Annotated in this window: 1 pseudogene and 1 other annotated feature; the pseudogene reads left to right on the top strand. The window is 40.8% G+C overall.

What is annotated here, in order from left to right:
• Positions 1-920, top strand: a pseudogene (locus tag AC1P5O_RS16610) (IS3 family transposase); the annotation flags it as partial.
• Positions 66-182, top strand: a sequence feature (AL1L pseudoknot). Its footprint overlaps the pseudogene before it by 117 nt.

The following is a 920-nucleotide window of genomic DNA, read 5'->3' as shown; positions in this document are numbered from 1 at the left end:
ATCAAACAACTCGAACGCGAAAATAAAGAACTGCAACGCGCCAATGAGATTCTACGTAAAGCAGCCGCTTTTTTCGCCCAGGCGGAGCTCGACCGCCCACACAAATAATGGTGGATTTTATCCATAACAATAAAGATCGATATGGTGTTGAAGCGATTTGTAGAATTTTACCGATAGCAGCTTCGACCTATTATCGGGCTTTAGATCTCGTTGATAACCCAGAACATCGAGCGAAACGTGCTCTGCATGATTTACATCATGCAGAGCAAATCAAACGTATTTGGAAAGAAAGTTTAGGTCGATATGGTGTACGTAAAGTTTGGCAAAAATTGAAACGTGAAGGCTATGTTATTGCACGTTGTACAGTTGCTCGATTGATGCAAAAGCTAGATATACAAGGTGTTTGGCGTGGTAAGAACAAACAAACTACCCGCAGCCGAGATGATCAAAAACGAGCAGATGATTTAGTGAAACGGAATTTTAGTGCTGATCGACCTGACCAATTATGGGTCAGTGACTTTACGTATATTCAAACCAATTCTGGCTGGGTCTACACCGCATTTATTATTGATGTGTTCTCACGAGCAATTGTTGGATGGAAAGTATCTACACGGATGAATACAGATATGGTGCTCGATGCATTGGAGCAAGCATTGCACGATCGAGGCATGCCAAAGAATGTAATTCATCATTCAGATAGAGGTGTTCAATATCTTTCTATTCGCTATACCAATCGTTTAGAAGCAGCAAATTTACGAGCATCAGTCGGTACAACGGGTGATTCATACGATAATGCTTTGGCTGAAACGGTGAATGGCTTATACAAAACAGAGGTGATTGAATATTTAAAAGCAGATTGGCAAGGTTTAGCAGATGTACAACTTGCGACATTAAATTGGGTAGATTGGTTCAACAAAAAG

This window comes from Prolinoborus fasciculus (assembly GCF_056724605.1).
This window is presented reverse-complemented; position numbering and strand designations above follow the sequence as displayed.